This window comes from Streptomyces sp. NBC_01214 (genome assembly GCF_026340975.1).
In the GTDB taxonomy this organism is placed as follows: Bacteria; Actinomycetota; Actinomycetes; order Streptomycetales; family Streptomycetaceae; genus Streptomyces.
Genome location: NZ_JAPEOS010000001.1, coordinates 2,380,618 through 2,406,830 on the forward strand (window position 1 = coordinate 2,380,618; position 26,213 = coordinate 2,406,830).

General features: G+C 73.3%; 21 protein-coding genes. 13 read left to right on the top strand and 8 right to left on the bottom strand.

All coding sequences use genetic code 11. The features are described from left to right. Window positions 1–264: 264 nt before the first annotated feature. A complete protein-coding gene (locus tag OG594_RS11455) occupies window positions 265–678 on the bottom strand; it encodes a hypothetical protein (RefSeq protein ID WP_266597819.1) in 414 nt (137 codons plus the stop codon). 146 nt (window positions 679–824) lie between these two features. Here OG594_RS11455 and OG594_RS11460 point away from each other — a divergent pair, with 146 nt between their 5' ends. After that, window positions 825–1,307 carry a hypothetical protein gene (locus tag OG594_RS11460; protein ID WP_266597821.1) on the top strand — a complete coding sequence of 161 codons (483 nt, stop codon included), beginning with the start codon at window positions 825–827 and terminating at the stop codon, window positions 1,305–1,307. Between the two features lie 50 nt (window positions 1,308–1,357). Here OG594_RS11460 and OG594_RS11465 read toward each other — a convergent pair whose 3' ends face one another. Both OG594_RS11465 and OG594_RS11470 read right to left on the bottom strand, forming a co-directional pair. Then, a complete protein-coding gene (locus OG594_RS11465; protein ID WP_266597823.1) occupies window positions 1,358–1,831 on the bottom strand; it encodes a PaaI family thioesterase in 474 nt (157 codons plus the stop codon). Between the two features lie 55 nt (window positions 1,832–1,886). Then, window positions 1,887–4,172: an FdhF/YdeP family oxidoreductase gene (locus tag OG594_RS11470; RefSeq protein WP_266597825.1), complete on the bottom strand. Its 2,286-nt coding sequence runs from the start codon at window positions 4,170–4,172 to the stop codon at window positions 1,887–1,889. A gap of 199 nt (window positions 4,173–4,371) precedes the next feature. Here OG594_RS11470 and polA point away from each other — a divergent pair, with 199 nt between their 5' ends. Continuing rightward, entirely contained in the window at window positions 4,372–7,092 is a 2,721-nt protein-coding gene (polA, locus tag OG594_RS11475; protein WP_266597827.1) for a DNA polymerase I, read from the top strand. 36 nt (window positions 7,093–7,128) lie between these two features. On the opposite strand, the gene OG594_RS11480 is transcribed toward polA, so the two are convergent. Further along, a complete protein-coding gene (locus OG594_RS11480) occupies window positions 7,129–7,989 on the bottom strand; it encodes a DUF4184 family protein (RefSeq protein ID WP_266597829.1) in 861 nt (286 codons plus the stop codon). 184 nt (window positions 7,990–8,173) lie between these two features. Here OG594_RS11480 and OG594_RS11485 point away from each other — a divergent pair, with 184 nt between their 5' ends. From OG594_RS11485 to OG594_RS11500, 4 genes are all read left to right on the top strand, one after another. Beyond that, on the top strand, window positions 8,174–9,436 hold the full coding sequence (locus OG594_RS11485; RefSeq protein WP_266597831.1) for a lytic transglycosylase domain-containing protein: 1,263 nt from the start codon (window positions 8,174–8,176) through the stop codon (window positions 9,434–9,436). Between the two features lie 70 nt (window positions 9,437–9,506). Continuing rightward, window positions 9,507–10,550, top strand: a complete 1,044-nt coding sequence (locus OG594_RS11490) for a hypothetical protein (RefSeq protein WP_266597833.1) — start codon at window positions 9,507–9,509, stop codon at window positions 10,548–10,550. Between the two features lie 101 nt (window positions 10,551–10,651). Next, window positions 10,652–10,792, top strand: coding sequence for an SPW_0924 family protein (locus tag OG594_RS11495; protein WP_150256957.1), 141 nt, complete (start codon window positions 10,652–10,654; stop codon window positions 10,790–10,792). Window positions 10,793–10,806: 14 nt separating this feature from the next. Then, the gene (locus OG594_RS11500; protein WP_266597835.1) at window positions 10,807–11,766 is read left to right on the top strand and encodes a DUF3068 domain-containing protein; all 960 of its coding nucleotides are present in this window, start codon (window positions 10,807–10,809) and stop codon (window positions 11,764–11,766) included. Here the strand turns inward: OG594_RS11500 and OG594_RS11505 are convergent. Together OG594_RS11505 and OG594_RS11510 are read right to left on the bottom strand one after the other, a co-directional pair. Then, on the bottom strand, window positions 11,756–14,434 hold the full coding sequence (locus OG594_RS11505; RefSeq protein WP_266597837.1) for an ATP-dependent RNA helicase: 2,679 nt from the start codon (window positions 14,432–14,434) through the stop codon (window positions 11,756–11,758). The two genes, OG594_RS11500 and OG594_RS11505, sit on opposite strands and share 11 nt — an antisense overlap. 1 nt (window position 14,435) lies before the next feature. Beyond that, window positions 14,436–15,284, bottom strand: a complete 849-nt coding sequence (locus OG594_RS11510) for a class I SAM-dependent methyltransferase (RefSeq protein WP_266597839.1) — start codon at window positions 15,282–15,284, stop codon at window positions 14,436–14,438. A gap of 353 nt (window positions 15,285–15,637) precedes the next feature. Here OG594_RS11510 and rpsA point away from each other — a divergent pair, with 353 nt between their 5' ends. From rpsA to OG594_RS11530, 4 genes are all read left to right on the top strand, one after another. Beyond that, a complete protein-coding gene (gene rpsA / locus OG594_RS11515) occupies window positions 15,638–17,146 on the top strand; it encodes a 30S ribosomal protein S1 (RefSeq protein WP_030010959.1) in 1,509 nt (502 codons plus the stop codon). A 209-nt stretch (window positions 17,147–17,355) separates the two neighbouring features. Beyond that, entirely contained in the window at window positions 17,356–18,294 is a 939-nt protein-coding gene (locus OG594_RS11520; protein ID WP_266597841.1) for a PAC2 family protein, read from the top strand. 31 nt (window positions 18,295–18,325) lie between these two features. Continuing rightward, the gene (gene coaE / locus OG594_RS11525; RefSeq protein WP_266597843.1) at window positions 18,326–18,934 is read left to right on the top strand and encodes a dephospho-CoA kinase; all 609 of its coding nucleotides are present in this window, start codon (window positions 18,326–18,328) and stop codon (window positions 18,932–18,934) included. Between the two features lie 116 nt (window positions 18,935–19,050). Then, entirely contained in the window at window positions 19,051–19,482 is a 432-nt protein-coding gene (locus OG594_RS11530) for a tetratricopeptide repeat protein (protein ID WP_266597845.1), read from the top strand. Window position 19,483: 1 nt separating this feature from the next. Here the strand turns inward: OG594_RS11530 and OG594_RS11535 are convergent, their stop codons facing one another. Further along, window positions 19,484–19,744, bottom strand: a complete 261-nt coding sequence (locus OG594_RS11535) for a DUF6343 family protein (protein ID WP_266597847.1) — start codon at window positions 19,742–19,744, stop codon at window positions 19,484–19,486. A gap of 40 nt (window positions 19,745–19,784) precedes the next feature. Next, window positions 19,785–20,405 carry a hypothetical protein gene (locus OG594_RS11540; RefSeq protein WP_266597849.1) on the bottom strand — a complete coding sequence of 207 codons (621 nt, stop codon included), beginning with the start codon at window positions 20,403–20,405 and terminating at the stop codon, window positions 19,785–19,787. 177 nt (window positions 20,406–20,582) lie between these two features. Between OG594_RS11540 and OG594_RS11545 the strand changes: the two genes are divergently transcribed. The 3 genes from OG594_RS11545 to OG594_RS11555 all read left to right on the top strand — a co-directional run bounded on the left by OG594_RS11545 (window position 20,583) and on the right by OG594_RS11555 (window position 26,079). Then, the gene (locus OG594_RS11545) at window positions 20,583–21,884 is read left to right on the top strand and encodes a helix-turn-helix transcriptional regulator (RefSeq protein ID WP_266597851.1); all 1,302 of its coding nucleotides are present in this window, start codon (window positions 20,583–20,585) and stop codon (window positions 21,882–21,884) included. A gap of 98 nt (window positions 21,885–21,982) precedes the next feature. Further along, window positions 21,983–24,865, top strand: coding sequence for a DEAD/DEAH box helicase (locus OG594_RS11550; protein ID WP_266597853.1), 2,883 nt, complete (start codon window positions 21,983–21,985; stop codon window positions 24,863–24,865). Continuing rightward, entirely contained in the window at window positions 24,862–26,079 is a 1,218-nt protein-coding gene (locus tag OG594_RS11555; RefSeq protein ID WP_266597855.1) for an SWIM zinc finger family protein, read from the top strand. Before OG594_RS11550 ends, OG594_RS11555 begins: the two co-directional genes overlap by 4 nt. Window positions 26,080–26,213: the final 134 nt, after the last annotated feature.

Genomic DNA, 26,213 nt, shown 5'->3' on the forward strand with positions numbered 1-26,213 from the left:
TTGAGGCCTTCATGCACCTGTCTTAGATCATTTTCGGCCGAATGTGGCTGCGCGTGCCCAAAGGAATCCTCCGAGTGGTCTTTCTTAAGGGAAAAGGCGGATTCCGACCCTTGCGCGCATTACGCAGAGTAACGGTCAAGAGGGCAGTTTCGAATCCGAATGGATCTTGTTCGAGTGGCGGTACGGCCCTTCACCTGCGGTTCGGTCCTGTGGGGGCAGGTGCCCGGAAGCCGGACAGCGTGCTCGGGAATGCGGTGACCTCGGTCACGTCGGCGGGCGCCAGTTCTCCGAACTGCGCATCGCGCCGTCCTCGTCGGCGCAGCGCTGCGCCACGAACCGGTCGATCAGCTCAAGTGCCTTGTCCTGCCCGGCAGTTCGCTCCTCGGCGCGCCCTGCGGCCACCGCATCCTCGTGGATCGCGTACTGGTCGTTGGACAGGCCCTTCTGTTCCCAGTCGAGACCGGACCATTTCGTGCCCAGGAGGGTCTCCTTCGCCCAGTAGGACACGAGGCTCGTGCACACCTGTACGGGCGAGGGGGGAGCGGGGCTGGAGGGGTTCGTGGAACCCGCCGTGGAGTCCGCCGCGGAGGGTGGCGCGGAGGATGAGCATCCGGTCAGGGCGAGCGCCGCGAGGAGGGTGTGGGCGGCGTACCGGGCCGTGCGTGGCAGGGTCCCCATGGGGGGACGGTAGGCGGTGACCACGGGTGACACAACAGATGTCACGGCGAAGCGTGCGGACTGGCGGATTCCGGGCGGTTGGCGGGTGCCGTGCCGTCCGGCGCTTGTCGGCCGGGCGGCCGGCCGTCGTCTCCCATGCTCTGGCCGTGACCGGACCCAAGAGCCCGACGGCATGGATCGAATCGGCCCGGCAGGAGCTGGACGCCCCCGATGCGGGGCGGCGCGACAGCTGCCTCGAAGTCGTCAGTGACGTCCTGGAGACGGGCCTCCTGGCACGGGACGGCGCGGCACGCAACGACGCGGTACGGGTCGTCGAACGCCTCGTCGCGGTCGCGCTCTCCGACGAGGGCTACGAGCTGCGGGAGTCCGCGCTGCACGCCCTCTGCACGGCCACCGCGCCCTACGAGCTCCCCCAACGGGTGGTCGCGCCGCTCGCCGCGGCGGACGGCATGGAACCCCTCCTGCTGGAGTACGTCCTGGGCGTCCACGGCGCCACGGGCGACCGGGCGGCGCTCCCGGCCGTCGGGCGCTTCCTGCGCCACCCCGATCCGGGGGTGCGCCGGGCGGCGGCGGACGCGGTGAAGGAGCTGCGCTGGCGCCTGCATCCCGCCCGGGAAGGGACCGCCTGAGCCCCGGGGCCCGGGCGGTCCTGCGGCACGGCACCCAAACCGGTCGGGGGTCAGGCCCCCGCGGCCACCTGGTCGGCGTCGCGCAGCAGGCAGGTCAGGCGGGCGGTGCAGATCCGCTTGTCCTGCTCGTCGGTGATGACGATCTCGAAGGTGGTGGTCGAGCGGCCGCGGTGCACCGGGGTGGCGACGCCGGTGACGATGCCGGAGCGGGCGCCCCGGTGGTGGGTGCAGTTCAGGTCCACGCCGACGGCGATCTTGGTGATGCCGCCGTGCATCATGGCGCCGATCGAGCCGAGGGTCTCGGCCAGTACGGCGGAGGCCCCGCCGTGCAGCAGTCCGTAGGGCTGGGTGTTGCCCTTGACGGGCATGGTGCCGACGACGCGGTCGGCCGAGGCCTCCAGGATGCGGATGTCCATGCGCTCGCCGAGGTCTCCGGCCGAGAACAGCGCGGGCAGGTCGATGCCCAGGGCCGCGTACTCGTCGAGGACCTCCTGCGGGAACTTCACTGCGTGCTGCTCACCCATGGGTCAGGCTCCGTTCGTCAACGCTCGTTAACCGTCTTGTCCTGAGGTCGTTCTATCAGGCCGGTTCGAAGCGCACGACGACGGACTTGCTGGCTGGGGTGTTGCTGGTGTCCGCGGTCGAGTCCAGCGGGACCAGCACGTTGGTTTCCGGGTAGTACGCGGCCGCGCAGCCGCGGGCGGTGGGGTAGTGCACGACGCGGAAGCCGGGCGCGCGCCGCTCCACGCCGTCCTTCCACTCGCTCACCAGGTCCGTGTACGAACCGTCGGCCAGGCCCAGCTCGGCCGCGTCGGCCGGGTTCACCATGACCACGCGGCGGCCGCCGGTGATACCGCGGTAGCGGTCGTCGAGGCCGTAGATCGTGGTGTTGTACTGGTCGTGGCTGCGCAGGGTCTGGAGGAGCAGCCGTCCTGCCGGGACCCGCGGGTACTCCACGGGCGCGGCGGTGAAATTGGCCTTGCCGGTCTTCGTCGGGAAGCGGCGCTCGTCGCGCGGGGCGTGTGGGAGCTGGAAGCCGCCGGGGTGGGCGACGCGGGCGTTGAAGTCCTCGAAGCCGGGGATCACGCGGGAGATCCGCTCGCGGATCGAGGCGTAGTCGCGCTCGAACTCCTCCCACGGGGTGGCGGAGGCCGCTCCGAGGACCGCGCGGGCCATGCGGGCCACGATGGCGGGTTCGGACAGCAGGTGCGGGGAGGCGGGGGCGAGGTTGCCGCGGGAGGCGTGGACCATGCCCATGGAGTCCTCGACGGTCACGAACTGCTTGCCGCTCGCCTGTACGTCCTTGTCGGTACGGCCGAGGGTGGGCAGGATCAGGGCCCGCCGGCCGGTGACCGCGTGGGAGCGGTTGAGCTTGGTGGAGACGTGCACGGTGAGGGAGGCCCTCCGGATGGCGGCCTCGGTGACCTCGGTGTCGGGGGTGGCGCCGACGAAGTTGCCGCCCATCGCGAAGAGGACCTTGGCCTTGCCGTCGCGCAGGGCCTGGATGGAGCGGACCACGTCGTAGCCGTGCCCGCGCGGCGAGGTGATCTGGAATTCGCGGTCGAGTGCGTCGAGGAAGGCGGGCGCGGGGCGTTCGAAGATGCCCATGGTGCGGTCGCCCTGGACGTTGGAGTGGCCGCGGACGGGGCAGACACCGGCGCCGGGGCGGCCGATGTTGCCGCGCAGCAGGAGGAGGTTGACGACCTCGCGGATGGTGGCGACGGCGTGCTTGTGCTGGGTGAGGCCCATGGCCCAGCAGACGATGGTGCGCTGGGAGGCCAGGACCATGGCCAGGGCCTGCTCGATCTCGGGGCGGGTCAGGCCCGTCGCGGTGAGGGTCTCGTCCCAGTCGGCTTCCTTCGCGGCGGCCGCGAGTTCCTCGTAGCCGTGGGTGTGCTCGCGTATGAAGGCCTCGTCGGTGGCGCCCTCCGTCTCGATGACGAGCTTGTTGAGGAGGCGGAAGAGGGCCTGGTCGCCGCCGATGCGGATCTGTAGGAAGAGGTCGGTGAGGGCGGTGCCCTTGAACATGCCGATGGGGGTCTGCGGGTTCTTGAACCGTTCCGTGCCGGCCTCGGGCAGCGGGTTCACCGAGATGATCTTCGCGCCGGACGTCTTGGCCTTCTCCAGGGCGGAGAGCATGCGCGGGTGGTTGGTGCCCGGGTTCTGTCCGGCGACGATGATCAGGTCGGCTTGGTGGAGGTCTTCGAGGGAGACGCTTCCCTTGCCGATGCCGATGGTCTCGGTCAGTGCGGAGCCCGAGGACTCGTGGCACATGTTGGAGCAGTCGGGCAGGTTGTTGGTGCCGAACTCGCGGGCGAAGAGCTGGAAGAGGAACGCGGCCTCGTTGCTGGTGCGGCCCGAGGTGTAGAAGAGGGCCTCGTCGGGGGAGTCGAGGGCGGTCAGCTCTTCGGCGATGATCGCGAAGGCTCCTTCCCAGCTGACCGGCTCGTACCGGTCGTCGCCGCCGGGCGCGGCCCCGGTCTCCAGGAGCATGGGTTGCGTGATGCGGCCCTGCTGGCCCAGCCAGTAGCCGGAACGCGTGGCCAGATCGGCCAGCGGGTGCGCGGCGAAGAACTCGGGGGTGACCCGGCGCAGCGTGGCCTCCTCCGCGACGGCCTTGGCGCCGTTCTCGCAGAACTCGGCCGTGTGCCGCTTGTCGCCCTCGGGCCAGGCGCAGCCCGGGCAGTCGAAGCCGTCCTTCTGGTTGACCTTGAGGAGGGTGCGGGCGGTACGGGCCACGCCCATCTGCTGCTGGGCGATCCGCAGGGTGTGGCCGATCGCAGGCAGCCCTGCGGCCGCGTGCTTGGGCGGTGTGACCTGCGGTGCGTCCTGTACCGGATCGCCTGTGGGCGGCTTGGTCGCCATCGCGCTCCCCTTCGAGCGTACGTACGTATGCAGCACATGTAGCCGCGTCCTTCGATCCTTGCACGGACCACGGAATCAGGGGAGGGCGGTCCGGTGCTCACCGCACCCCGGTCGGGTGCGCCGGGGGCGTCCGGTGGGGAGGATGCGCCGGGGGAGGCGACGGGCCGGAATTGTCGGTGGGGGCGCCTAGGATCGGTGCGTGGCAGATTCAGCATCGAAGAAGACGGACCAGACGACCGCAGGGGACCGCCCCCGCCTGATGCTCATGGACGGGCACTCCCTGGCCTACCGGGCGTTCTTCGCGCTGCCCGCGGAGAACTTCACGACCGCGACGGGGCAGCCGACCAACGCAATCTACGGTTTCGCGTCGATGCTGGCGAACACGCTGCGCGACGAGGCCCCTACGCACTTCGCGGTGGCGTTCGACGTCTCCCGCAAGACGTGGCGTTCGACGGAGTTCCCCGAGTACAAGGCGAACCGCTCCAAGACCCCCGACGAGTTCAAGGGGCAGGTCGAGCTGATCGGCGAGCTGCTCGACACGATGCACGTGCCGCGGTTCGCGGTCGACGGCTTCGAGGCCGACGACGTGATCGCGACGCTGGCGACGCAGGCGGAGGCGGCCGGCTTCGACGTGCTGATCGTCACCGGCGACCGCGACTCCTTCCAGCTCGTCTCCGAGCACACCACCGTGCTCTACCCGACCAAGGGCGTCTCCGAGCTCACCCGGTTCACCCCGGAGAAGGTCGTGGAGAAGTACGGCCTCACCCCGCAGCAGTACCCGGACTTCGCGGCGCTGCGCGGCGACCCGTCCGACAACCTGCCGGGCATCCCGGGCGTCGGTGAGAAGACCGCGGCCAAGTGGATCACCCAGTTCGGGTCGTTCGCGGAGCTCGTGGAGCGCGCCGAGGAGGTCAAGGGCAAGGCCGGGCAGAACTTCCGGGACCACCTGGAGGCCGTCAAGCTCAACCGGGTCCTGACCGAGATGGTCAAGGACGTGGAGCTGCCCAAGGCCCCGGCCGACCTGGTCCGCGCCCCCTACGACCGGACCGCCATGCTCGGCGTGCTGGACGTGCTGGAGATCCGCAACGCCTCGCTGCGCGAGCGGCTGCTCGCCGTGGACCCGGGCGCGGCCGCCCCGGAGGCCCCGGCTCCGGCGGCCGGCGTGGAGCTGGACGCGTCCGTGCTGGGCACGGGCGAGCTGGCGCCGTGGCTGGAGAGCCACGCGGGCGACCCGCTGGGCATCGCGACCGTCGACAGCTGGGCGCTGGGCCAGGGCAACGTCACCGAGATCGCGCTGGCCGCGGCCGGCGGAGCCGCCGCCTGGTTCACACCCGCCGAGCTGGACGAGGCGGACGAGCGGGCCTTCGCGGCCTGGGCCGCCGACGCGACGAAGCCCAAGGTCGTGCACAACGCCAAGGGCCTGATGCGGGTCTTCCCCGAGCACGGCTGGACGCTCGCCGGCGTCTCCATGGACACCGCGCTCGCCGCCTACCTGGTCAAGCCGGGCCGCCGGTCCTTCGCCCTGGACGCCCTGTCCATGGAGTACCTCCACCGTGAGCTGGCGCCCGCCGCCGCCGACGGGCAGCTGGCCTTCGGCGCCGACGAGACCGCCGAGGCCGAGGCCCTGATGGCGCAGGCCCGCGCGGTCCTGGACCTGGGCGACGCCTTCACCGACAAGCTCGCCGAGGTCGGCGCCGCGGAGCTGCTCCACGACATGGAGCTGCCCACCTCCGAAGTCCTCGCCCGGATGGAGCGCGCCGGCATCGCCGCCGACCGCGACCACCTGGAGGCCATGGAGCAGCAGTTCGCCGGGGCCGTGCAGCAGGCCGTCAAGGAAGCGCACGCCACCGTCGGCCACGAGTTCAACCTCGGCTCGCCCAAGCAGCTCCAGGAGGTCTTCTTCGGCGAGCTGGACCTGCCGAAGACGAAGAAGACCAAGACCGGCTACACCACGGACGCGGACGCGCTGGCCTGGCTGGCCACGCAGACCGACCACGAACTCCCGGTGATCATGCTGCGGCACCGGGAGCAGGCCAAGCTGCGCGTCACCGTCGAGGGCCTGGTCAAGACCATCGCCGCCGACGGCCGGGTGCACACCAGCTTCAGCCAGACCGTCGCCGCGACCGGCCGGCTGTCCTCCACCGACCCCAACCTGCAGAACGTGCCGGTGCGCACCGACGAAGGCCGTGCCATCCGCCGCGGCTTCGTCGTCGGCGAGGGCTTCGAGTCCCTGATGACGGCCGACTACAGCCAGATCGAGCTGCGCGTCATGGCCCACCTCTCCGAGGACGAGGGCCTGATCAAGGCGTTCGCGACCGGCGAGGACCTGCACACCACCGTCGCCTCCCAGGTGTTCGGGGTGGAGCGGTCCGAGGTCGACGCCGAGATGCGCCGCAAGATCAAGGCCATGTCGTACGGACTCGCCTACGGGCTCTCCGCGTTCGGCCTCGCCCAGCAGCTGAACATCGAGCCCGCCGAGGCGCGCGGCCTGATGGAGACCTTCTTCGAGCGGTTCGGCGGGGTCCGCGACTACCTCGGCCGGGTCGTCGACGAGGCCCGCGCCACCGGATACACGGCGACGATCTTCGGCCGCCGCCGGTACCTGCCCGACCTCAACAGCGACAACCGCCAGCGCCGCGAGGCCGCCGAGCGGATGGCGCTCAACGCCCCCATCCAGGGCACCGCCGCCGACATCGTCAAGGTCGCGATGCTGCGCGTGGACAAGGCGATCGCCGGAGCCGGTCTGCGCTCGCGGATGCTGCTCCAGGTCCACGACGAAATCGTGCTGGAGATCGCCCCGGGCGAGCGCGAGCAGGTCGAGGAGCTGGTGCGGCGCGAGATGGGCGCCGCCGTCGAGCTCCGGGCCCCGCTGGACGTGTCGGTGGGCGTCGGCCCGGACTGGGAGTCCGCCGCGCACTGATCGCCGTACGGCCCGCCCGGCGCCCGTCCCCGCTGCTCAGGCGGTGGGGACGGGCGTCCGCGTTTCCTCGTCCGCGGGGCGCCCGGTCCGGTCGCGGCGCTGCCGCAGCCGCACGAGGACCCCGTAGACCAGCAGCGCGACGGTCAGTCCGGCGCCCGCGCCGAAGCAGATGGTCGGGATGATGTCGAGCGGCGTACGGATCCGGTCGAAGAAGTCGAAGAAGCGCAGCACGCGCCGGGTGACCCCGGCCGCCACGCACACCACGAGCAGGGCGAGGGCACCCCAGAGCTCCGCGCGGGAGAGCACCGGCACGGACGCGGGGGCCGGGAGCGCGGGAAGCCGGCGCAGGGCGGTCACCGCGAACCAGAGCAGGGCGCATGCGGCGACGGCCGAAGTGCCGTACTGGAGGAAGGAGTAGCCCGGCAGGCCGTAGGCGAGCGGCTCGGCGAGATCGGGCAGCGCGTTCGTGCCCCAGCGGTCGTGGTGCGTGAAGCTGTCCCAGAGCACGTGGGTGAGGGACCCGAGGGCCGCCGAGACGTAGAACCAGCCGACGAGCGCGGCCGGCCGGGGACGCTCGCGCCATGCCTCGCCCCGCACGAAGGCGTACGCCCTGCCCCGCCAGGCGCGCGGCAGGAGCGCGATCAGCGGCTCGCGCAGCAGGAGCCAGAACCCCACCAGGACGGCCGTCAGCATGGCGTCCAGCGTGAGGACGCCCGGCAGCGAGTGCGTGAAGGCCCCGTACGTCAGGACGCCTTCGACGACCGCGTCCGTGAAGTAGAAGGTGTCCGGCGCGAACGACCCGAGGACGAGCGCCGAGGCGACGAGGGGACCCCGCGCACGCCCGGTCCGACGGATGGCCGGAAGTACGGCGGCCGCGTGGCTGAGAGTGAACGGCATGACACTTCTCCTGTGACGTGCTGTGGACGTTCCTTACTTCGGGCCAATGCTCCCGAAGGGTCCAGACAGTATCCGTGACCTGCCTCGGAACGTGGGGATGTGGTGAATTCCCGCCCTCCTTGCGTGCTGTGTGCAGGGAGTTGACGTAGGGTCACGCGGACGTCGAGGGGGAGGGGTCCGGCTCATGTCGGCTCGAATAATCGGACGCAGGCTGCGCAGGGGAACGACGGCCGCCTTGGTCTCCGCTCTGGTGGTCGCCGCGGTGACGGCGTCCCAGGGCCCGGCGGGCGGGAGCACCGACCGGCTCTCCGCCGCCGGGGAGTCAGCCGCGCAGCCGAGGCCGCAGTCGCCGCCGGCCGCGGACACGGCCGGCGGCGACTCCGCGTACTTCACCGAACTCCCGCCGCTGGTGAGCCCGCAGCCGCCGGACGTACTGCTGCCGGAGGAGGGGGCGGCGCCGCAGCCACAGCCGCAGGCGCAGGTGCCGACGGGCCCGCAGGCCGCACCGGCGTCGGTCGTGACCGGGCCGGCGGAAGGGGCGCAGGGGATACCGGCGAGCGTGCTCGCGGCGTACCAGGGCGCGGAGCAGAAGGTCGGGCGGAGCGACCCGGGCTGCGGACTGCGCTGGCAACTCCTCGCGGCGATCGGCAAGGTGGAGTCCGGGCAGGCGCGCGGCGGGCAGGTCGACGCGGCCGGGACCACGCTGCGGCCGATCCTGGGGCCGGTGCTCGACGGCAACGGCTTCGCGAACATCTCGGACACGGACGGCGGAGCCTACGACGGGGACTCCCGCTACGACCGGGCGGTCGGGCCGATGCAGTTCATCCCCTCCACGTGGGCGGCGTGGGGCCAGGACGCGGACGGCGACGGCCGGCGCAACCCGAACAACGTGCACGACGCGGCCCTGGCGGCCGCCCGTTACCTGTGCGCGGGCAGCCGCGACCTGCGGGTGGACGCGGACCTGGACCGGGCCGTGCTCTCCTACAACCGCTCCACGGAGTACCTGCGCACGGTGCGGTCCTGGTTCACGTACTACCTGAAGGGGACGCACGAGGTCCCGGACCGGCCCGCTACGGGACCGGGCACGCCCGCGACGCAGCCCCCGAGCCCCACGACGCAGCCCCCGAGCCCCACCCCGAAGCCGACGCCGACTCCCACCCCGAAGCCCACGCCGACTCCCACCCCGAAGCCCTCGCCTACGCCTACGCCGACTCCCACCCCGACGCCGACTCCGACGCCGGACCCGAAGCCCACCCCGACGCCCACGCCCACGCCTACGCCTACGCCGACTCCCACTCCGAAGCCCAGTCCGACCGTGACCCCGTCGCCGAAGCCCAGCCCGACGGCGAGCTCCAAGCCGACCCAGCGTCCGACGCCCACGCCGACGCCGAGCCGGACCCCGACGCCCACCTCGAGCGCGAGCGCGAGCGCGACCGGTACCCCCTAGGGCAAAAGGAGTTGGCGGCCGGTGACCCTCCCCTTGATAATTCCCCAGTTCAGGGGCTGGGGGAGGGTGCATGGCCGATGTGTTCGCATGTGCGGGGTGCGGAGCCGGGCTGACGGCCTCCCTGACGCGGGTCGCGCTTCCCGTCCGCACGCACCAGCGCTACGGGCACGATCTACTGCCCGCCCTGATGGAACAGGGCACCTACGCCGTCGACCCGGAGCCCTCCGGCCCGCCCTGGCGGCCGTGGGACGCGATCGGGGCCGACGAGGCGGCCGCCCGCGGCGTGTTCGCCCCGGTCCCCGCCCTCTCCTCCGGGCTGCCGGGCGCGATCCTCGTCGCGCCGGGCGACACCCGCGGCACCGTCCTGATCCCCGAACGCTGCGACGGCTACTGCCTGGGCCTGGACGGGCGGGCCGGCCCGAACCTGGCCTGCGCGCAGTGCGGCCGGGCGGTGGCCACCCGCATGGACGACTGCACGTTCTGGCAGGTGGTGCGGCTCGACCCGACCGCCGTGCACCGGATCCCCTCCGGCGGCCCCGACCCGACCGCCGACTGGGCCGAGATCATCCGTGACCGGGAGCCCGCACCGCCGATCGAACCGCCCGGCCGCTGGAGCCCGCAGTGGCAGGCGGCCGTGGCGGTCGCCCTGGCCCACCTCCTGGCCGCCTCGGGAGGCAACCGCGTCAGCGTCCCCGCCGGCCCCCTCGCGACCGCCTTCGGCCGCGCTCTCGACGGGCTGCTCCCGGCCGGGCCGACGGCGAAGACCCTGGCCCTGGCCGGACCGGGCCTGCCCGCTCCCGCCACCGACATCGTCCTCGTCCCGCAGCACCCGCAGACGGGCGAAGCCTGGGAGCCACCGCCCGGCGCCGCCGGGGCCGTGCCGCTCGCCGCCGACGTCTGGACGTACCTGGCCTTCCACGACGACCGGCGGCTGGTCCCCGCGACCGGCGTGCTTCCCGACGGAGTCCTGCGCGACGATCCGCTGCCCCACCACCCCTGGGGAGTCCTCCGCCCCGACGCGCGCGTGCTCCTGCACACCCTGTCCCGGCTGCCCGCCGTCCGCGAACCCTGGCTGCGCGCGATCCACGACCGCCTGAGCGACCGCCCCTCGTAGCAGGGCCCGGTCCCGCGGATCACGCCGAACGGTTCTCATCTCGCCCCCGCGTTGCTACGGTGCCCCATCTCTGACGCCTCATCAGATTTCGGAGCCCCGGCATGCGCGCATTCGTCGCCGCCGCCATCGGCCTCGCGGCCGCGCTGGCCCTCGTGTTCGCCATCACGGCGTTCGGGGTGCCCGAAGGCGAGACCTCACCCAAGCCCCTGCTCACCACCGCGCCCCCCGCGCCCGGAAAGTAGAGGAGGGCCCGGCCGTGCGACGCAGAGCGAGTCTTGTCCTGCTGGCCCTCGCCGTGTTCTGCGCGGCCCTCGCGCCGCTGCTGCGCTGGTACGCGTATCCCCGCCTCGCCAAGATCCCGCCGAACCAGTACCAGGAGATGGTCCTGGAGGCGAAGGACGCCACGCTCCTCGACTACACCGGCGGCATGCAGCCGAAGAAGGTCGACAAGGTCACCATCGTCCAAACCCTCAAGGGCAACGTCGAGGCGTCGAAGGAGATAGAGGCGAGCGCGGGCAAGGACGTCGTCGTCTGGGACACCCTGTCCTACATCATCGGCCCGGACGGGAAGATGGTCTCCCAGATCCCCGAGCGCTACATCTTCGACGCGCACACCCAGGACCCGGTCCACGCCACCGGGGAGATGGTCGACGGGGACCCGGTCAAGCGCGAGGGCATCGAGTTCAAGTGGCCCTTCTTCACCGAGCCGCGCGACTACCTCTACTTCGACGCGCAGACCCGCACCTCCTCGCCGATCCACTACGTCGGGCCGCGCACGTTCAAGGGCATGGACGTCTACTACTTCGAGCAGACCGTCCCGTGGACCAAGGTCCCCATGCCCAAGAAGATGCCGATCGAGGGCATCGACCCGTCGACGATCGAGGCGGCCACCGGCACCACCCTCTGGTACACGGTCAAGGCGAGGTTCTGGGTCGACCCGGTGACCGGCGCGCCCGTCAACGCCGAGCAGGACATCCAGCAGGAGATGCGCGGCGGCATCGCGGCCGGCGGCCCCGACGGCAAGCTGACCGCCTTCGCCGGACACGTCACCATGCGCGAGGACTACTCCGACTACACGGTCGACCTCGTCAGGTCGAACCGTACGAAGGTCCTCGCCCTGCACACCTACGCGCCGATCGGCCTGGCCGCCGGCGGGCTCGTACTGCTCGGCGTGGCGCTGTGGCTGGAGGCCCGCGGCCGCCGCGTCAGCGCCTGAGCCGGGCGTTCGTGTGCCGGGTGGGCTCGGCGGTGGCCGGGTCCTCGGGCCAGGGGTGCTTGGGATAGCGCCCGCGCAGTTCCGCGCGCACGGCCCGGTAGGCGCCCTGCCAGAAGGAGGCGAGGTCGGCGGTGACCGCGGCGGGCCGGCCGGCCGGCGACAGCAGGTGCACCAGCACCGGTACGCCCGCCACCCGCGGGGTCTCGGCCAGCCCGAACAGCTCCTGCAGCTTCACCGCGAGCACCGGCTGGCCGTGTTCGGCGGCGTAGTCCACCCGGATCCGGGATCCGCTGGGCACCTCCAGGCGTTCCGGAGCCAGCTCGTCCAGTCGGACGGCCTCCCCGGTGGCCCACGGCAGCAGCCGGTTCAGGGCCTGCCCGGCGTCGATCCGCCCGAGGTCGGCGCGGCGCCGGGCCCGGGACAGCTCCGGCTCCAACCAGTCGTCGGCCCGCTCCAGCAGGGCCCGGTCGTCGGCCACGTCGGGCCAGGCTCCGCCGAGCGTGCGGTGCAGGAAGCCGAGGCGGGCCCGGAGGGTCAGCGCGTCCGGGGACCAGCGCAGCAGGCCGAGCCCTTCGGCGCGCAGCCCGTCGAGGAGAGCGGCCCGGACGAGCGCGGGGTCGGGGGTGCGCAACGGACGTGCGGACAGTTCGATCGCCCCGAGCCGCTCGGCGGCGCGGGCGATGAGGTCGCCGTCCTCCCAGCGGACCTCTTCCCCCGCGGTGAGCAGGTGCGAGGCGGCGGCGCGGGCGGTGTCCTCGTCGATGACGGCGCCGAGCCGGACCCGGGCGGACGCGGCATGCGGGGGCCTGTCGGCGACGGCGACGGCCAGCCAGGGCGCGCTGCGCAGCCGGGAGCCGTCGCCGAGCTCGGCCGCGGTGCCGTTGGCCATGAGGAGGGCCCCCTCGCCCCTGGCTTTCGCCACCCGCTCGGGGAACCCGAGGGCGGCGATGAGCCCGGCGGCGAGGTCATCGGGTGCGGCTGCGCCGCCGGGACTCCGCCCCGCACCCCGCGGCTCGGACGCCGGAGGGGCTGAAGAAGCAGCCTCGCCGGCGTTTGAGGCGCGGGGGTCCGGGGGCTGGCCCCCGGCAGCGGTGCCGCACCCGAGCGGGGTGCGGGGTGCAGCCCCGGCCCCGGTTCCGGCGGTGCGCCCCGCAGGGGAAACGGCGCGCTCCAGGCGGCGGGCCTCCGCGCGCCAGCGGGCCGCGTAGCCGTCGCCGCCCGCGCGGGCCCGCCGCCAGGCGCCGGCCAGGTCGTCCCCGTACTCCCGCGGCGGCTCCTCGCTCAGCAGGGCCACCACCTCCGCCGCCCGGCGGGCACCGAGCGCGGCGGAGCCGTCCAGCAGGGCCCGGGCCAGCCGCGGGTGCAGCCCGAGCCGGGCCATCCGCTGCCCGCGCGCGGTGACCGCACCGGCCGGGGACACCGCGCCGACGGCCACCAGCACCTCCCGCGCCGCGGCCATGGCCCCGGCCGGCGGCGGATCCAGCAGGGCCAGCCCGGTCGCGTCCGGGTCGCCCCAGCAGGCGGCCTGCAGGGCGAACTGCGCCAGGTCGGCGATGCGGATCTCCGGCGAGGGGAACGCGGCCAGCCGGCCGTCCTCCGCCTCGGCCCAGCAGCGGTACACCGTGCCCGGCGCCTCGCGCCCGGCCCGGCCCGCCCGCTGCCGCCCGGCCGCGCGGGACGCCCGTACGGTCGCCAGTGCGCCCAGTCCCCGCGCGTGGTCCACGCGGGGCTCGCGGGCCAGCCCGGAGTCCACCACCACGCGCACCCCGGGGACGGTCAGGCTCGACTCCGCCACGGCGGTGGAAAGGATCCTCCTGCGGTGATCGGCGACGGAGAGCGCCGCGTCCTGGACCGCCGCCGGGGCCCGGCCGTGGATCTGGAGCACCTCCGCGTCCACCCCGCCCAGCTGCCCGGCGACCCGGGCGATCTCGCCGACGCCGGGCAGGAAGCACAGGACGTCGCCGTCGCGCTCGGCCAGCGCCCGCCGCACCACCGAGGCCACGTGCGTCAGCTGCGCCGGGTCCACCCGCATCCCGTGCGGGGGCCGCACCGGCTTGGCCGGCGGGGCCCAGACCGTCTCCACGGGGTACGAGACACCCGCCGCCTCCACCACCGGCGCACCGCCCGGGCCTCCCTGGCCGAGAACCTGCGCCCAGCCGGCGGAGTCCGTCGTCGCCGAGGCCGCCACCAGCCGCAGCTCCGGGCGCAGGGTCTCCCGTACGTCGAGGAGGAAGGCGGCGACCGTGTCGGCGTCCAGGTGCCGCTCGTGGCACTCGTCCAGGACCACCACGTCCACCCCGGTCAGCTCCTGGTCGCGCTGGAGGCGCTGGAGCAGCACTCCGGTGGTCACCACCTCCACCACGGTGTCCGGACCCGCCACCCGTTCCCCGCGCACGGTGAAGCCGACCGCACCGCCGACCTGTTCGCCCAGCAGCCAGGCCATCCGGCGCGCCGCGGCCCGGGCGGCGATCCGCCGGGGCTCGGCGACGACCACCCGGCGCCGCGGGCCGCCGCCCACCAGTCCGGCCAGCACCAGCGGCACCAGCGTGGTCTTGCCGGTGCCGGGCGGGGCGCAGAGCACCGCAGTGCCGTGGCCGTCCAGCGCCGAGACGAGCGCGGGCACGGCTTCCCGTACGGGCAGGGAGTCGAGGGCGGCGGTACGGATCACGTCAGTCGCGCTCGCAGACGAAGATCGCGGTGCCCGGGATCAGGTTGCCGCGCAGCGGGGACCAGCCGCCCCACTCCTGGCTGTTCCACTCCGGCCACTCGGGCTCGACCAGGTCGAGCAGGCGGAAGCCGCCCGCCACCACGTCGCGCACCCGGTCGCCGATCGTGCGGTGGTGCTCCACGTATACGGCGCGGCCCTGCTCGTCCTGTTCCACGTACGCGGTGCGGTCGAAGTAGGAGGCGGCGACGGACAGCCCCTCGGGTCCGGGCTCGTCGGGGAAGGCCCAGCGGACGGGGTGGGTCACGGAGAAGACCCAGCGGCCGCCGGGGCGCAGTACGCGGTGCACCTCGCGCATGACGTTGACCGGGTCGGCGACGAAGGGCACGGCGCCGTAGGCGGAGCAGGCCAGGTCGAAGGAGCCGGCGCGGAAGGGCAGCCGTCCGGCGTCGGCCTCGACCAGGGGAAGGTCGTCGCCGATGCGCAGGGCGTGCTGGAGCTGGCGGTGGGAGAGGTCGAGGGCGACCGGGCGGGCGCCCTGGGCGGCCAGCCAGCGCGAGCACTGGGCGGCGCCGGCGCCGATCTCCAGGACGTCCTTGTCCCTGAGGGAGGCGGCGGGGCCGAGGAGGGCCGCCTCCGCCTCGTCCAGCCCCTCGGGTCCCCACACGAAGCGGTCGTCGCCGAGGAAGGCGCCGTGGTCGCTCTGGTACTCGTCGGCGTTGCGGTCCCACCAGCTGCGGCTCGCCCGGCTGCTCTCCGCTTCCCCCGCGTCACGCCGTGTGGCCTCGGGGTCTTCCACGGAGACCGGATCGGCTTCGGACGCTACTTCGGAGGCGTAGTCCTCTTGGTTCATGGGGCCCGTCGTCGTAGTCTGCGAATGTCTTCTGAATGTGGCAGGAAGCGCCAGGAGGGGCTTCCCGCCCATGAATTGTGCCGGTTGTGCGGCGATCCGCCCGGGGTGTGCGCCTTCGCGCATTGACCCTGTCCGGCTGCCCCCGTATGCTACAAGTTGCGCTGCGAGCCTGTGCTCCTCAGACCTAGCAGGCTGCGCTTGCATCTGTTGATGTCCCCTCGGTTTTCGAGGCCCCGCCGCTCTTCGCGGAAGGGGGTCTCCTTGGCTGTCCGGCTTCTTCGGCAGATGCCGATAAGGGCTCCCGGCGTAGCAGTACCTACGACTTTCTGTCCGTAACCGGAGCCCTTTCCCACATGACGAGCAGCACCGAGACCACCTCTACCACTCCGCAGGTAGCGGTCAACGACATCGGTAACGAGGAAGCCTTCCTCGCCGCGATCGACGAGACGATCAAGTACTTCAACGACGGCGACATCGTCGACGGCGTCATCGTGAAGGTCGACCGGGACGAGGTCCTGCTCGACATCGGTTACAAGACCGAAGGCGTGATCCCGAGCCGTGAGCTCTCGATCAAGCACGACGTCGACCCGAACGAGGTCGTCAAGGTCGGCGACGAGATCGAGGCCCTGGTTCTCCAGAAGGAGGACAAGGAAGGCCGTCTGATCCTGTCCAAGAAGCGCGCTCAGTACGAGCGTGCCTGGGGCACGATCGAGAAGATCAAGGAAGAAGACGGCATCGTCACCGGTACCGTCATCGAGGTCGTCAAGGGTGGTCTCATCCTCGACATCGGCCTCCGCGGCTTCCTGCCGGCCTCTCTCGTCGAGATGCGTCGTGTCCGCGACCTCCAGCCCTACGTGGGCAAGGAGCTCGAGGCGAAGATCATCGAGCTGGACAAGAACCGCAACAACGTGGTCCTGTCCCGCCGTGCCTGGCTGGAGCAGACCCAGTCCGAGGTCCGCCAGACGTTCCTCACCACCCTGCAGAAGGGTCAGGTCCGCTCCGGCGTCGTTTCCTCGATCGTCAACTTCGGTGCCTTCGTGGACCTGGGTGGCGTCGACGGTCTCGTCCACGTTTCCGAGCTGTCCTGGAAGCACATCGACCACCCGTCCGAGGTCGTCGAGGTCGGTCAGGAAGTCACCGTCGAGGTCCTCGACGTGGACATGGACCGCGAGCGCGTCTCCCTGTCGCTGAAGGCGACGCAGGAGGACCCGTGGCAGCAGTTCGCCCGGACCCACCAGATCGGTCAGGTCGTCCCGGGTAAGGTCACCAAGCTGGTTCCGTTCGGTGCGTTCGTCCGTGTGGACGAGGGCATCGAGGGTCTGGTCCACATCTCCGAGCTGGCCGAGCGCCACGTGGAGATCCCGGAGCAGGTCGTCCAGGTCAACGACGAGATCTTCGTCAAGGTCATCGACATCGACCTCGAGCGTCGCCGGATCTCGCTGTCCCTGAAGCAGGCCAACGAGTCCTTCGGTGCCGACCCGGCGTCGGTCGAGTTCGACCCGACCCTGTACGGCATGGCCGCGTCTTACGACGACCAGGGCAACTACATCTACCCCGAGGGCTTCGACCCCGAGACCAACGACTGGCTCGAGGGCTTCGACAAGCAGCGCGAGGCCTGGGAGACCCAGTACGCCGAGGCGCAGCAGCGCTTCGAGCAGCACCAGGCTCAGGTCATCAAGAGCCGCGAGGCCGACGAGGCCGCTGCTGCCGAGGGCGCTGCCGCCCCGGCCGCCGGTGGCAACGCCGGTGCGGGCATCTCGGGTGGTTCGTACTCCTCGGAGTCGGACGAGACCTCTGGCGCCCTGGCGTCGGACGAGGCCCTGGCCGCGCTCCGCGAGAAGCTGGCCGGCGGCCAGAGCTGATCGCAGCGCGCATCACACTCCGGTGTGAGCAGAGCTGAACTGAGTTGAACGGTAAGGCCCGTCCCCTTCGGGGGGCGGGCCTTACCGCGTTCCACCGCCCGGTCCTCCCCGCGTGATCCGTTGCGTTCCTGTGAATGCGGCCAACTGGGGAATGGCCGGGCCGCCTTGGACGTTCTTGGCTGAGAACGAGGCGAGGAGGAGTGGTGACGGTGCTTGATCCACAGGGTTTGTACGAATGGGACGCCAAGGGCCTGGCGGTGGCCGACCTGGCGGTCGCCCAGGACTCGGCCGGGCTGGTCATGCTGTACCACTTCGAGGGGTACATCGACGCGGGTGAGGCCGGCGAGCAGATCGTCGAGCGGCTGCTGGACACGCTGCCCCACCAGGTGGTCGCCCGGTTCGACGCGGACCGGCTGGTGGACTACCGGGCCCGGCGGCCGCTGCTGACCTTCCAGCGCGACCACTGGACGGAGTTCGAGGAGCCGCGGCTGGAGGTCCGGCTCGTCCAGGACGCCACCGGAGCACCCTTCCTGCTGCTGTCCGGCCCGGAGCCGGACGTGGAGTGGGAGCGCTTCGCCGTCGCCGTCCGGCAGATCGTCGAACGGCTCGGCGTGCGGCTCTCGGTCAACTTCCATGGCATCCCCATGGGCGTCCCGCACACCCGTCCCGTGGGCATCACCCCGCACGGCAACCGCACCGACCTCATGCCGGGCCACCGCAGCCCCTTCGACGAGGCCCAGGTGCCGGGCAGCGCGGAGTCCCTGGTGGAGTTCCGCCTGGCCCAGGCCGGGCACGACGTGCTGGGCGTCGCCGCGCACGTACCGCACTACGTGGCGCGCTCCGCGTACCCGGACGCCGCGCTGACGGTGCTGGAGGCGATCACGGCGGCGACCGGGCTGGTGCTCCCGGCCGTGGCGCACGCCCTGCGCACCGAGGCGCACCGCACGCAGACGGAGATCGACCGGCAGATCCGGGAGGGCGACGAGGAGCTGGTCAGCCTGGTGCAGGGGCTGGAGCACCAGTACGACGCGGCCGCCGGGGCCGAGACCCGCGGCAACATGATCGCCGAGCCGGCGGAGCTGCCGTCGGCGGACGAGATCGGCCGTGAGTTCGAGCGGTTCCTGGCGGAGCGCGAGGGCGAGAACTGACGTACGGGCGGGGCCGCCTATGCTGCGGGGCATGCTGAAAGTAGGCCTGACGGGCGGAATCGGTGCCGGCAAGAGCGAGGTCTCGCGACTGCTGGCGGGGTACGGGGCGATCGTGGTCGACGCCGATCGGATCGCGCGCGAGGTCGTGGAGCCCGGTACGCCCGGGCTCGCGGCCGTCGTGGCGGCCTTCGGGGAGTCGGTGCTGACGGCGGAGGGGACGCTGGACCGGCCGAAGCTGGGGTCCATCGTGTTCGCGGATCCGGCGAAGCTCCAGACCCTCAACGCGATCGTGCACCCCCTGGTGGGGGCCCGGTCGGCGGAGCTGGAAGCCGCCGCGGGGGCCGACGCGATCGTGGTGCACGACGTACCGCTGCTCGCCGAGAACGGCCTGGCCCCCCTCTACGACCTGGTCGTGGTCGTGGACGCGGCCCCGGCGACCCAGCTGGCACGGCTGACCGCGCTGCGCGGGATGGCCGAGGAGGAGGCGCGGGCCCGGATGGCGGCACAGGCGACCCGGGAGCAGCGGCTCGCGGTGGCGACCCTGGTGATCGACAACGACGGGCCGCTGGAGGCGCTGGAGCCGCAGGTGCGCAAGGTGTGGGACGAGCTCACGGTGCGGGCGGCGGGCGGGGCCGCCTGACGCGTCCGCCCGACGGGTCCGGCCGGTGCGCCCGGCCGGTGCGCGGCTGACGTGTGCATGGAATAGCGGGTGGGGCGGGGGCGTTGAACGCGCCCGGAGAGGGAAGGATTTCGAACGTGTCCGAAACCACGCGCCCCACCCCGTCCAGCCCGGAAACCCACGTCATCGACTACCGGGCCGCCGAGCAGCTGCTCGCCGCCCGGGACCCGCGCGGCGCGGTCAAGCTGCTCGACTCGGTCATAGCCGCCCACCCGGAGAACACGGCGGCGCGGCTGCTGCGCGCCCGGGCCTTCTTCGCGGCGGCGCAACTGCGACCGGCCGAGCTGGAGTTCGAGCTGGTGCTGGAGCGGGAGCCGGACAACGCCTTCGCCCACTTCGCGCTGGCCCGTACGTTCGAGCGCTCGGGCCGGCCCGAGCAGGCGCGCAAGCACTTCCGCCTCGCCGCGGCCCTCGACCCCCGGCCCGAATACTTGGCGGCGGCCCGCTTCGAAGGCCCGACCGCCGAGGGCCCGTCCGCAGAGGGCCGGCCCGAAGCCGACCCGGCCTGATTCACCGGCTGCGGGGCGGCACGTACGGAGGGATGTCCGGGCCGGGCTGGTAGTGGGGACCTTGGTGGATGTGGCGCACGATCATGAACAGGTCCACGACCACGACCACCGCCAGCGCCCCGCAGGCGGCCGCCCAACCGGGACGGCCCACCAGCGAGAACAAGGCCGTGCCGGCGGCAGCCCAGACCAGACCCCAGACACCCAGCCAGAACCGCAGCCGCAGCGGACTGCGCGCGGTCACCGGCTCATTCCCGGAACGCATGGCCATCGCCTCTCCTGTCCATGGTCCCACCCCTGCCCGGTCAGGGGTTGAGCTTGTTCACGGCCTTGGCGGTCGTCTTCTTGAAGGCGGCGACCGGGGCGTGGGACAGGTCGCCCATCTCGCCCCACTGCACGACGGTCACGGTGGAGCCGTCGCGCCCGATCCCGTACAGGTGCACGCCCGGCTCGGATTCGGGCATCGAGGTGTGGACCCCGTAGACGTGCGCGCCCTCCTCGACGGGGAGGGTGCCGTAGTCCTGCCACGAGGCGGTGCCGCCCGGGGTCGCCCGCAGCCAGTCGGCGGCGCAGGCGGCGACCTTGCGCTCCAGGACGCCGGCGAGCTTGGCCGCCGCGGAGGGCGAGGAGGACCGTACGGAGACCTGCACGGCCCCGGTGTCGTACTCGGTGCCGAAGACGCGGTGCCAGCTGCCCGCGGCCGGGAGCACGCCCTCCAGGCAGAACGGCGCGGACTCGGGCAGCCCCGAGGTGACCGCGCCGGCGTACCAGGGCGAGGTGGGGTGCGGCGGGAGGTCGGTGCCGGCCAGGAAGCCGGGCGCGGCGGCCGCGGCGGAGGTGGAGGCGGAGGTGGTCAGGACGAGGGCGGCCGCCGCCGCGACGAGTGCGGTGGTGAGCGCGGTGGCGGTGCCGGAACGTCGGAACATGGTCGGTTCTCCCCGTGAGCGTCGTGGTGGTGCGTGCCTGACGAGCCTGTTCCCCGGACGGCGCGGCGGGCGAGGGATCGCGGCGAAACCGGGACGTTGGAACGGCCGTACGCGCCGTCACCTGGGGGAACACCTCATGCATGGAACGCGGTCGCGGGACGCGGAACGGGGGAGAGCGTGAGCGAGGCCGAGGATTTCGCACGGCTGATGCGGGAGCTGAAGGAGCGCGCCGGGCTCAGTTACGGCACCTTGGCGCGCCGGTTGCACACGAGTACGTCGACGCTGCACCGGTACTGCAAGGGGGAGGCGCTGCCGGCGGAGTTCGCGGTGGTGGACCGTTTCGCCCGGGCCTGCGGGGCAACGCGGGAGGAGGCGCTGGACCTGCACCGGGCGTGGCTGCTGGCGGACGCGCGGCGGCGCGCGGGGGCAGCGGAGGTGCCCGTGCCCGCTTCCGTGCCCGTGCCGGAGGCGGAGTCGGAGCCGAAGTCGGAGCCCACCGTGGTGGTGACGCCGGACCCCGAGCCGGAGCCGGTGGCCCGGGGGGCCCGGTACCGGCGTCGGGCGGCCGTGGTCGTCGCGGTGGGGGTGACGGCCGGGGCGGTGGCGGTGGCGCTGCTGGCGGCGGCCGGCCCCGGGCCGGGCGCACCGCACGCGGGCGGGAGCGCGGGGACGGGATCGGGTGCGGGGACGAGCGCGGGGACGAGTGCGCCGCCGTTTGCGGGATCGGGGTCCGCCTCGGCACCGGCATCGACGGGCGCACCGGAACCGACACCGCCGACCGGGGCGACCGGGTCGGCCGGGGCGACGGCCGCGGCGCCCGTCCGGCCCTCCGCGTCACCGCCGGCGTCGGCCCCGGGCCGGGACCCGGTCGCGCCCCTCAAGGCGGCGGTGCGGTCGCACGTGTGGACCGCCGGCTGCGATCACGCCTACCTCTCCGAGCGCGGTCCGGGATCGGTGCCCCCGCCGCCCGTGGAGGCGGACGCGCCCGCCTGGGCGTCGGCGCAGCGCGCCGTGCACGCCGGGACGCAGATCGTGGAGGTGACCCTGCACGGCACGGGCGAGGGCGCCGTGGTCCTGGAGGACCTCGAGGTACGGGTGGCCGCCCGCCGCAAGCCGCCGGCGTGGAACGTCTACCAGATGTCGCAGGGCTGCGGCGGCGGGCTCACCCCTGCCGCGTTCGCCGTCAATCTGGACGCGCCGCGTCCGCTGGCCCGGCCCGTGGCAGGGAACGACGGCGGCAACACGCTGCCCGCCCCCTCCTTCCCCCTGCGCGTCTCGGCGGCCGAACCGGCCGTCCTGCGGGTGGTGGCGGCCACCACGGGATGCGACTGCGACTGGTCCCTCGACCTGCGCTGGACCGGCCCGTCCGGGTCGGGCACCCTCCGCATCGACGAGGGCGGGCGGCCGTTGCGTACGAGCGCCGCCCCCGGTCGGCCCGTGTACGGGTACGCGCTGGAGCAGGGCCGCTGGGCCCGCTGAACCGCAGGTCAGGGGGCGTTGTCGGTGGTCGCGCCTAGACTCGTCGGCAGAGGGGACCGGCAGATGTGCAGGGACACCGACGGGGAGGGGGACGCACCATGACACCGCAGCCGCAGCCGCAGCCGCAGCCGCAGCCGCAGCCGCAGCCGCAGCGCCCGTTGCCGCCGCAGGCCACCGCGCTGCTCCGCCACGCCGCGGTCTTCCTGCCCGCCGCCGTCCCCCGCGAGGGGCGGGTCGCCTTCTGGGCGCCCGACGGGGACGCCCTGCCCGAGGCAGGAACGGCGGCGGCGCTCACCGTCGTACGCCCGCACGGCGACGGGGTCCGCAGCCGGACCGTGCCCGCGGTGACCTTCTCCGTCACCGCCGCCCTGCCCGTGCTCGCGCAGGCGCCCCACAGCCCCGCCGCGCATCCCGCCACCCGTGCCTGGGGCACCGCCGCCCGGCAGGCGCTCGCCCTCGCCGCCCGGGGTCGGCTCCTCCCCGGGCTCACACCCGAGGGCGTCGACGCCTGGCGGGCCGGACCGCTCGACGCCGCCGACATCGATCACCTCCGCGCGGTCGCCGCCGCGCTGCCGCACGAGGGGTACGCGACGCCCCTGGCCGGCCGCCGTCCGCTCCAGCTGCCCGAACCGGAGGCACTGGTCCGGGCGTTCCTCGACGCCGTCGCCGACGGCCTGCCCCGTACCCCGGCCGCGGCCGTGGCCGCCGGGCGGCCGTTCGCCGCGCGGGACCCGCAATCGGTGCCGGGGATACAGGACTGGGCCGCGCAGGTCGCGGCCGGCTCGGACACGGGCGTCGGGATCTCGCTCCGGCTCGACCTGTCCTCCTTCCGGCTCTTCGACGAGGCCGAGGAAGCCGACGCCCGGCGCGCCGGAGCCGCCGTCGTCCAGGTGCACAGCCTCGCCGATCCGACCCTGATCACCGACGCCGGGCAGCTGTGGGCGGGCACGGCGGCGGCCGGGTTCGGCCCCCGCGCCCGGATCGACGCCGTGCTCGCCATGCGCCGGGCCGCCCGGGTCTGGCCGCCGCTGCTGCGCCTGCTGGACCAGCCCGTGCCCGATGCCCTGGCCCTGTCCGACCCGGAGCTGGAGGACCTGTTGGGGGTGGCCGGGAGCCGGCTGGCCGCCGCCGGGGTGCTGGTCCACTGGCCGCGCGAGCTGGCCCGCACGCTGTCGGCGACCGCCGTCGTACGGTCCACCGCCCCCGGTTCGGCGACCGACGGGACCGCCTTCTTCGACGCCGAGCACCTCTTCGCCTTCTCCTGGGAACTGGCGCTGGGCGGCGACCGGCTCACCCCGGGGGAGATGGACGCGCTGGCCCAGGCGCACCGGCCCGTCGTCCGGCTGCGCGACCAGTGGGTGCGGGTCGATCCGGAGCTGGTGCGCAAGGCGCGCAAGCGCGAGCTGGGCGTCCTGGACCCGGTCGACGCGCTGGCCACCGTACTGTCGGGGACGGCCGAGATCGACGGGTCGACGGTCGAGGCGGTGCCGGTGGGAGCGCTGGCCGCCCTGCGGGACCGGCTGACGGGGGAGCAGGCCCCGCTGCCGCAGCCCGCCGCCCTCAAGGCCACCCTGCGCGACTACCAGGCGCGCGGCCTGGCCTGGCTGGACCTGATGACCTCGCTCGGTCTCGGCGGGTGCCTCGCCGACGACATGGGCCTGGGCAAGACCGTCACGCTGATCGCGCTGCACCTGCACCGGGACCGGCCGGAGCCCACCCTCGTGGTGTGTCCCGCGTCCCTCCTCGGCAACTGGCAGCGGGAGATCGAGAAGTTCGCCCCCGGCACGCCCGTGCGCCGCTTCCACGGCAACGGCCGCAGCATCGAGGACCTGACGTCCTGCGCGGGCGGGTTCGTCCTCACGACGTACGGGACGATGCGCGCCAGCGCCGCCCTGCTCGCCGAACAGAGCTGGGGCCTGGTCGTCGCCGATGAGGCGCAGCACGTCAAGAACCCGCATTCGGCGACCGCGAAGGCACTGCGCACGGTGCCCGCGCCGGCCCGGGTGGCGCTGACCGGAACCCCGGTGGAGAACAACCTCTCCGAGTTGTGGGCGCTGCTCGACTGGACCACGCCGGGGTTGCTGGGCCCGCTCACCACCTTCCGGGCCCGCCACGCCCGCCCGGTGGAGCACCAGCAGGAGGAGGACGGCGGCAACGAGGCGGCGGTCGCCCGGCTGTCCGCGCTCGTCCGGCCGTTCCTGCTGCGCCGCAAGAAGTCCGACCCCGGCATCGCGCCCGAACTGCCGCCGAAGACGGAGACCGACCATCCGGTCTCCCTCACCCGGGAGCAGGCTTCGCTCTACCAGGCGGCGGTGGACGAGGCGATGGCCGTGATCGAGTCGAGCGAGGGCATGGAACGGCGCGGCATGATCATGAAGCTGCTGGCCTCGCTCAAGCAGATCTGCAACCACCCCGCGCAGTACTTGAAGGAGGAGCAGCCCCGGATCCCGCACCGCTCGGGCAAGCTCGCCCTGCTGGACGAGCTGCTGGACACGATCCTGGCCGAGGGCGGCTCGGTGCTGGTCTTCACCCAGTACGTGACGATGGCCCGCATCGTCGAACGGCACTTGCAGGCCCGCGGGATCGCCTCGCAGCTGTTGCACGGCGGGACGCCGGTGCCGCGCCGCGAGGAGCTCGTCGACCGCTTCCAGGCGGGCGAGGTCCCCGTCTTCCTGCTGTCCCTGAAGGCGGCGGGCACCGGGCTGAACCTCACCCGGGCCGGGCACGTCATCCACTTCGACCGTTGGTGGAACCCGGCCGTCGAGGAACAGGCCACCGACCGCGCCTACCGCATCGGCCAGACCCAGCCCGTACAGGTCCACCGGATCATCGCCGAAGGCACCGTAGAGGACCGGATCGCCGAGATGCTGGAGGCGAAACGGGCGCTGGCCGACGCCGTCCTGGGATCCGGCGAGTCGGCGCTGACCGAGCTGACCGACCGCGAGCTGGCCGACCTCGTTTCCCTGCGGAGGCCCGGATGATCACCGCGCGGGACGACCGCCGCCGCACCTTCGAGACCGTGCCCGCCGGGGCCGAGGCGGTGAGCTGGTGGGGCCGGGCCTGGGTGTCGGCGCTGGAAGAGGTCTCCCACGACCCGGCGCGCCTGGCCCGCGGGCGTACCTACGCCGACGGAGGACGCGTCAGCGCGGTCACCGTCACCCCCGGTCGGATCGTGGCGTACGTCCGGGGCAGCCGGCCCCGCCCGTACCGCACCGAGCTGACCTTGCCCGCCTTCGCGGACCCGGAGTGGGAGGAACTGCTGGAGTCGGTCGCGGCCGACCCCACGGCGCTCGCCGCCCTGCTGGAACGGGAGGTCCCGCAGTCGCTCGCGGGAGCCGTCCTGCCCGGCGCGGGCGAGCTGGTCCCGCACTGCTCCTGCCCGGACTTCGGGCGTCCGCCGTGCAAGCACGCGGCGGCCCTCTGCTACCGGGCGGCCCGGCTCCTGGACGAGGACCCCTTCGTCCTGCTGCTCCTGCGTGGCCGGGGGGAGCGGGAGCTCCTCGACGAGCTCTCCCGCCGCAACGCCGCCCACGCCGCGCGCGAACAGCCGGACACGGCACCCGGCTTCCCCGGGGTTGTGGCCCGGGCGGCGCTCGCCCGCACCGGCCTGCCGCCGCTGCCCGCGCCGCTGCCTGCGCCCGCCGCCGTGGGCCTTCCGCCCGCCTACCCGGCCGACCCGGCGGCGCCGGACCCGCTGGCCCTCGACCAGCTCGCTTCCGACGCGGCCGCCCGCGCCCTGGCCCTGCTGGTCACCGGCGAGGACCCGATCGCCGGGCTCACCGTGTGGCAGGACGCCGTCCGGCTGGCGTCCGCGCACCCCACGGCGGGGCTGACGGGCGCGGCCCGCACCCTGTACCGGGACCTGGCCCGCGCCACCGGCCGCAGCACCACCGATCTCGCCCGGGCCGCGGCGGCCTGGCGCCAGGGCGGGCGCCCGGCCCTCGACGCCCTCGAAGAGCCCTGGGACCCGCCGGCGGGCCCCTTCGACCGGGCCCGCCCGGCCCTGCTCGCCGCCGGCCGGGGTTCCTTCCGCCCCGACCGCAATCGGCTGACGATCCACACCAGCCAGCTGCGCCTCGGCCGTGACGGCCTCTGGTACGGCTACGAGGACCGCCACGGCGACCAGGACTGGTGGCCGGTGGGCCGCCCCTCCACGGATCCCGTCGCCGCTCTCACCCGGCGCGCAGATGCGTGAGCGGCTCCGGGGCGGTTCGGGCCTGCGGGCCGAACGTCCTGATCCGTGAGATCCGGACGTTCGGCGTGCCGGGGTGTGATTGGGTGATCCAGAACGTGATAAGGGCCGGGCTCTTCTGCCCGGTCCTGTCGATT

Coding starts and splice junctions, on each gene's coding strand:
- OG594_RS11455 (WP_266597819.1), bottom strand. CDS start 678: ATGGGGACCCTGCCACGCACGGCCCGGTACGCCGCCCACACCCTCCTC.
- OG594_RS11465 (WP_266597823.1), bottom strand. CDS start 1,831: ATGGGTGAGCAGCACGCAGTGAAGTTCCCGCAGGAGGTCCTCGACGAG.
- OG594_RS11470 (WP_266597825.1), bottom strand. CDS start 4,172: ATGGCGACCAAGCCGCCCACAGGCGATCCGGTACAGGACGCACCGCAG.
- OG594_RS11480 (WP_266597829.1), bottom strand. CDS start 7,989: ATGCCGTTCACTCTCAGCCACGCGGCCGCCGTACTTCCGGCCATCCGT.
- OG594_RS11485 (WP_266597831.1), top strand. CDS start 8,174: ATGTCGGCTCGAATAATCGGACGCAGGCTGCGCAGGGGAACGACGGCC.
- OG594_RS11490 (WP_266597833.1), top strand. CDS start 9,507: ATGGCCGATGTGTTCGCATGTGCGGGGTGCGGAGCCGGGCTGACGGCC.
- OG594_RS11495 (WP_150256957.1), top strand. CDS start 10,652: ATGCGCGCATTCGTCGCCGCCGCCATCGGCCTCGCGGCCGCGCTGGCC.
- OG594_RS11510 (WP_266597839.1), bottom strand. CDS start 15,284: ATGAACCAAGAGGACTACGCCTCCGAAGTAGCGTCCGAAGCCGATCCG.
- rpsA (WP_030010959.1), top strand. CDS start 15,638: ATGACGAGCAGCACCGAGACCACCTCTACCACTCCGCAGGTAGCGGTC.
- coaE (WP_266597843.1), top strand. CDS start 18,326: ATGCTGAAAGTAGGCCTGACGGGCGGAATCGGTGCCGGCAAGAGCGAG.
- OG594_RS11535 (WP_266597847.1), bottom strand. CDS start 19,744: ATGCGTTCCGGGAATGAGCCGGTGACCGCGCGCAGTCCGCTGCGGCTG.
- OG594_RS11540 (WP_266597849.1), bottom strand. CDS start 20,405: ATGTTCCGACGTTCCGGCACCGCCACCGCGCTCACCACCGCACTCGTC.
- OG594_RS11550 (WP_266597853.1), top strand. CDS start 21,983: ATGACACCGCAGCCGCAGCCGCAGCCGCAGCCGCAGCCGCAGCCGCAG.
- OG594_RS11555 (WP_266597855.1), top strand. CDS start 24,862: ATGATCACCGCGCGGGACGACCGCCGCCGCACCTTCGAGACCGTGCCC.